Source organism: Seleniivibrio sp., assembly GCF_021209385.1.
GTDB lineage: Bacteria > Chrysiogenota > Deferribacteres > Deferribacterales > Geovibrionaceae > Seleniivibrio.
In genome coordinates this window covers 24,486-30,561 of record NZ_JAJOIL010000036.1, presented here as the reverse complement: position 1 = coordinate 30,561, position 6,076 = coordinate 24,486, and the positions used below count along the sequence as shown (strand labels likewise).

Here is a 6,076-nt window from a genome sequence, read left to right as displayed (position 1 = left end):
CTGGTCCCTGTTCTGTTGAAAACCGCGACATGCTCATGTATCTCGCCGAGCGCACAAGCAAGGCGGGAGCAAGAATACTGCGCGGCGGAGCTTTCAAACCCCGCACATCCCCATATGCCTTTCAGGGGCTTGGAGAAGAGGGTCTGAAATACCTCCGTGAAGCCGCAGACGCCCACAATATGCTTGTGATAACAGAGCTTATGGATCCCAGAGATATGGATCTCATATGCAAATACACCGACATAATCCAGATAGGCGCGCGCAACATGCAGAATTTCCGTCTGCTGAAAGATCTGGGCACCGTCAGAAAACCCGTCATGCTGAAACGCGGGCTGGCAGCCACCATGAAGGAACTTCTCATGGCGGCTGAATATGTTGCGGCGGGCGGCAATGACGATATCATCCTCTGCGAAAGGGGCATCCGCACCTTTGAAACGGAAACCAGAAACACACTCGACCTTTCAGCAATTCCCGTGCTGAAAAGCATGAGCCATCTGCCTGTTGTGGCAGACCCCAGCCACGGTACAGGGCGCAGGGACTGTATCCTGCCCATGTCACAGGCGGCTGTTGCGGCGGGAGCCGACGGACTTATAGTCGAGGTGCATCAGTGTCCTGAAGAGGCGCTCAGCGACGGCGACCAGTCGATACTTCCCGATGATTTCGACGTTCTCATGAAACGTCTTAACATAATCGCAGAAACCATAGGAAGAAAACTGACCATCGCATGAGTATCAAAACAATAGCTTTTGCAGGTCTGGGACTCATCGGCGGGTCACTGGCTCTTTCCTTTGCCGAAAAGAATATACGTCTCATCGCGTACGACAAAAACCCTGAAACGCTGGCAAACGCTGCGCAGACGGGGCTTTTCGAGTATGTTACCGATGATGCTGATACCCTTTTGTCTCTGGAATTCGACCTGCTTTATATATGCCTGCCTGTTCGCTCGGCTGTTGAGTTTGTGAAATATCTCGGAGCCAAGGGATTCAAAAGACCGGTGACGGACGGCGGCAGTACGAAAACCGCAACAGTTGAAGCGGCGAAAGCGGTCGGGCTTAATTTCTGCGGCGGACACCCCATCGCAGGAAAAGAGGTTTCCGGCTTTTCAAATGCGATCAGCGGGCTTTTCGGCGGAGCATACCACATCCTGACCCCTATTGAAGGCGGGCTTGATGCGGAGATACTGAAAGATCTTCACGAATCCATCGGTATGCGTGTCTGTATCATGGATGCGCCCACACACGACAGGGTGTTCGGGCTGATAAGCCATCTGCCCCACATATCGGCTTTCGCACTGGTACAGACGGTTTTTAAGACTGACAGCAACGCGCTCAACTATACGGGCGGAGGTTTTCGCGATTTCACCCGCATAGCAGCAAGCGACCCGCGCATGTGGACTGACATCTTCATGGAAAATGACGAAAACATGCTCACGATGATAGACGATTACATCTCTTTCCTGAACGTTTGGAAGGAAGCAATAAAGAACAAGGATGCCAAAGCCGTTTACGATATGATAGAGAAGGCGGCGGGCATCAGGAGAACCCTGAAATGACCGTATTCAAAAAGGTTAAAAGCTTAAAAGGCACCGTTCGCGTACCTTCTGATAAATCCATCAGCCACCGTTCGTTCATGTTCCTTTCAATGGCGAAAGGCAAAGGGCGCATAATCGACCCGCTTCTGTCCGCCGACACAAAGGCTACAATAGCGGCAATGCAGGCGATGGGCGTCACCTTTGAGGAAACGGTCAACGGCTTTACCGTGACGTCTCAGGGCTACAAAAACTTTAAGGAACCCGATAACGTTATAGACTGTATGAACTCCGGCACTACGGCAAGACTCCTCACAGGCGTCTATGCACCTTCCGGAAAATATATTGTTCTCACAGGCGACCATTCTCTGCGCAAAAGACCCATGGACAGGGTTATCATCCCCCTTTCAAAGATGGGCGCAAACTTCGCCGCACGGGACAACGGCAGATGCCTCCCGCTCACCATTATGCCTTCAAAGATGCACGCGGCAGACATCATTGCTGAAACAAAGAGCGCACAGGTCAAGAGTGCGGTTCTGCTTGCAGGCGTGCAGGTGGACGGAACAACCACCTACACTGAAAAAGCCGTTACAAGAAACCACACGGAAATTATGCTCGCGGCTCTCGGAGCAAAGATACGCACGGAAGATCTTAAGATAACCGTAGAGGGCGGAGCAGAGCTTACATCCATAGACATAGTCGTCCCAGGTGACTTTTCATCGGCGGCATTCTTTCTCGGCGCGGCGCTGATGTTTGAAGGCTCGGAGCTGATGCTTGAAAACGTCGGACTGAACCCCACCAGAAGCGGGATGCTTAAAGTACTGGACGACATGGGAGTGAAATACGCTATAGAAAACGAAAGGGGCGGAGCTGAAAAACTCGGCGATATAATAATCGCTTCACAGCCTTTCAGCGGATGCACAATCGAAGGGGACATCATCCCCAACATAATAGATGAACTGCCGATGCTGGCTACATTGGGGCTTTTTGCAGACAGTCCCGTGACCATACGCGGCGCGAAAGAACTCCGCGTAAAGGAGAGCGACCGCATAGCGGCAACTCTGCACAACCTGAACGCACTGGGTGCCGAAACGGAAGAATACGAGGACGGCATGAAGGTCTATCCTCTTAAAAACCTTAACACCAAAGCGGCGCTGAAATCATTCGACGATCACAGAATCGCAATGATAGCCATAATGCTTGCAAAACGGTTCGGCGGAGAAATCAGTGTGGACAATGTGCAGTGTGTCGATGTATCATTCCCAACGTTCATGGAAACCTTTTCCGAACTGGAGGATTGATGAAGATAGCAGTGGACGGTCCCGCGGGAAGCGGAAAAAGTACCGTCAGCAAGGTTGTTGCAAAAAACTTAGGCATAACATATCTGGATTCCGGCGCACTCTACAGAGCCTGCGCATACATAGGCATTAAAACCGCCTCCGAAGGTCAGGCGCTTGTTGATCAGGTTGCCCATGCAGGGCTTGAGTTCGACACGACCGGCAGACTTTTTCTCACCCTTAACGGCAAAACCGAAGATATCTCAACCGTCATACGCACCCCCGAAATAGCTTCAAGGGTAAGCGCCGTTGCAGCTATGGAGGATATCCGCACGCTGGTAACCGACAAACTCAGGCTTATGGCTTCAAAAACATCAGTTATAATGGACGGGCGCGACATAGGTACATGCGTTTTTCCCGATGCGGAATACAAATTCTTTCTGGTGGCGACACCCCGCGAACGGGCGAGGCGGAGAATGAAAGATTTTGAAGCGATGGGGTTCGCAAAAACCATCGACGAAATTGAGGCAGATATAATTAAAAGGGATAAACTGGACTCGGAAAGGGAACATGCGCCGTTGAAAAAGGCGGACGATGCCGTTGAAATCGACACAACTGACTTGACAATAGAACAAGTTATATCAATAATAACCGAGACGGCTTCTAAAAACTAAATCGGAGTTTAGGTGGAAATTATCATAGCCGACCATGCCGGATTCTGTTTCGGTGTGGAACGAGCCGTGGGTCTTGTGGAAGAAACATCCCGCAAGCACACGGGGGTCTATACTTTGGGACCCATCATTCACAACCCGCAGATAGTCCGGAAATTTGCTGAACAGGGTGTCGGAGTTTGCGAAGACACCGAAAAGTTCGACAGCGAGAACACTGTTGTCATCCGATCCCACGGCGTTCCCAAACAAATTTACGGACAACTGAACGAAAAGTCGGTCAATGTTGTCGACGCCACATGCCCCTTTGTCAAAAAAGCTCAGAATTCAGCACAAAAGCTCGGACAGGGCGGAGCAAGCGTGGTCGTCTACGGCGAAAACAACCACCCCGAAGTTAAAAGCATTGTCAGCTTTATAGATTCTGAATATTTCATCGTTTCCGGAGTGGACGAGGCAGAGGCTTTGCCGTTCCGCGAACAATACGCTCTGATAGCGCAGACGACACAAAATTCGGAATCATTTGACAAAATTGCAGAAATACTTAAAACTAAATGCAGCGGTCTCACCGTAAGCAATACGATATGCAACGCTACAAATCTCAGACAGGTTTCCGCCATCAGTCTCGCAGGGCAGGTGGACGCAATGCTTGTCATCGGCGGAAAGAACAGCGGCAACACACGCCGCCTTTTCGAGATATGCAAAGAGATATGCAAAAACACAGTGCATATTGAGACCAAGGAAGAACTGAAGAAAGAAATGTTTACTAACTGCCGGAAGGTTGGCATCACCGCGGGCGCCAGTACCCCCGGCTATCTGGTTGACGAAGTAATAGAATTTTTAAAAGAGGTCACTAATGAGCAGGATTAACGAAAACGGCGGCGACAACATGCGTATGGAAGACTTTGAAGCAATGCTTGAGGAGTCTCTCCAGCAGCCTGAAAAGAACTCCGTCGTGAAAGGAACCGTAGCCCAGATAAACGACAGCGACGTGCTGGTGAATATCGGGTACAAAACAGAGGGCATCGTCCCCAGCTCCGAATTTCTCAAAGACGGCAAGCTTTCAATTAATGTCGGCGATGAGATTGAGGTGCTTTTTCTCGGCGTTTCAGGCGGCGGCGGGTATCTTAAGCTGTCCAGAAAAGCCATTGAGAAAGAGACTGACTGGATAGACGTTGACAAAGCTCTGGAAAGCGGTGCTCCTTTGACTGTTAAGATCACTGCTGTTGTTGATAAAGGATTCCTCGGAAAATACAGCGAAATAGAATGTTTCATCCCCGAAACACATGGATTTCAAAAACTCCACCCTGAAACCCGAAGAATACATCGGTAAATCATTTGAAGTTAAAGTTCTGAAATCCAACAAAAAACAGCGCTCATTCCTCGCTTCACGCAAGCTCCATATGATCCAGTCCATCGAAGCCGGAAAGAAAGAATTCTTTGAAGGAATCGAAGAAGGTCAGGTTCTTAAAGGTAAAGTGAAGACAATAAAACATTACGGAGCATTCATGAACTTCGGTTCTGTTGACGGCTTCCTGCGCAAAAACAACATCGCGTGGGGCGTTGTTAAACACCCCAACCAATATCTTGAAGAGGGCGACGAGCTCGAAGTCAAGGTTCTCAGCGTTGACCTCGAAAATGAGAAGCTTGAAGTCGGTCTGAAACAGATGGCAAACGACCCCTGGGATATGGCTGCGGCTAAATACCCTGTCGGCACCGAAGTTAAAGGCATGGTAGTTGCAAGAAAAAATAAAGGTTTCGTAATGGAGATCGAACAGGGCGTTGACGGTTTCATCCCGCTGGAAGAGATCTCATGGCTCAGAAACGCTAAGATATCCATCGAACCCAAAGACGCTGTCATCGGACGCGTCACCGATATAGACAACGAAAAGAAAAAACTCGTGGTTTCTCTTAAGGCTCTTCAGGAAAACCCCTGGACATCACTTAAAAACAACCACCCCGAAGGTTCCGTTGTCGCAGGTACCATCAAGTCAATCACCGATTTCGGTATCTTTGTGGACTTCGGCGAGTTTCTTGACGGTCTTATCCGCAAAAAAGACATCTCATGGACAGAAGAACCTCAGGATCTGCATGCTCTTTACAACGAGGGCGACAGCATTGAGGCAAAAGTTCTTAAGATAGACCCCGAAAGAGAACGTATCAGCCTCGGTATCAAACAGATGGAAACTAACCCATGGAGAGAAATAGGCAAACTTCTTCCTCAGGGCAAAGTTGTTGAGGTAAAAGTTCTCTCCGTTCGCAAAGACGGACTTGAGGTTGAACTCCCCAGAGAACTCGTGGGCTTCATTCCAGAAAACGAGCTTGATGTGGAAAGAATTGACCCCGCATCTAAATTTAAAGAGGGCGACGTTATCAAAGCCGTTGTTTTCCGCAACGATGCTAAAGAGAGAAACGTTCTGCTTTCAATCCGCAGATTCCAGCAGGATTCTGAGAAACGCGAAGTTAAAGAATACCTCAAAAAGCTTGAGCAGTCAGACGACAGCAGCTTCAGCCTTGGAAACATACTTAAAGGCAAACTGAGCGATCTCGAACAATAACACATACAAAGCGCCGCCCCGAACGGGGCGGCTTTTTTCTCTCCGCGA

7 protein-coding genes are annotated in these 6,076 nt (G+C 49.4%); all 7 read left to right on the top strand.

Annotated elements, in window-relative coordinates:
- Nucleotides 1-728, top strand: a 728-nt coding sequence (gene aroF / locus LRY47_RS12150; RefSeq protein WP_295225816.1) for a 3-deoxy-7-phosphoheptulonate synthase, incomplete at its 5' end; no start/stop codon positions are given.
- Nucleotides 725-1,552 carry a prephenate dehydrogenase gene (locus LRY47_RS12145; RefSeq protein ID WP_295225815.1) on the top strand — a complete coding sequence of 276 codons (828 nt, stop codon included), beginning with the start codon at nt 725-727 and terminating at the stop codon, nt 1,550-1,552. The genes aroF and LRY47_RS12145, both read left to right, overlap by 4 nt.
- Nucleotides 1,549-2,829, top strand: a complete 1,281-nt coding sequence (gene aroA / locus LRY47_RS12140; protein WP_295225812.1) for a 3-phosphoshikimate 1-carboxyvinyltransferase — start codon at nt 1,549-1,551, stop codon at nt 2,827-2,829. Before LRY47_RS12145 ends, aroA begins: the two co-directional genes overlap by 4 nt.
- Complete coding sequence (gene cmk / locus LRY47_RS12135) at nt 2,829-3,479, top strand: (d)CMP kinase (RefSeq protein ID WP_295225810.1); 651 nt, start codon at nt 2,829-2,831, stop codon at nt 3,477-3,479. Before aroA ends, cmk begins: the two co-directional genes overlap by 1 nt.
- A gap of 12 nt (nt 3,480-3,491) precedes the next feature.
- Entirely contained in the window at nt 3,492-4,340 is an 849-nt protein-coding gene (gene ispH / locus LRY47_RS12130) for a 4-hydroxy-3-methylbut-2-enyl diphosphate reductase (protein ID WP_295225808.1), read from the top strand.
- A complete protein-coding gene (locus LRY47_RS12125; RefSeq protein WP_295225806.1) occupies nt 4,327-4,803 on the top strand; it encodes a S1 RNA-binding domain-containing protein in 477 nt (158 codons plus the stop codon). Before ispH ends, LRY47_RS12125 begins: the two co-directional genes overlap by 14 nt.
- Nucleotides 4,757-6,028, top strand: a complete 1,272-nt coding sequence (locus LRY47_RS12120; protein WP_295225804.1) for a S1 RNA-binding domain-containing protein — start codon at nt 4,757-4,759, stop codon at nt 6,026-6,028. The genes LRY47_RS12125 and LRY47_RS12120 overlap by 47 nt, the downstream gene beginning before the upstream one ends.
- Nucleotides 6,029-6,076 lie beyond the last annotated feature (48 nt).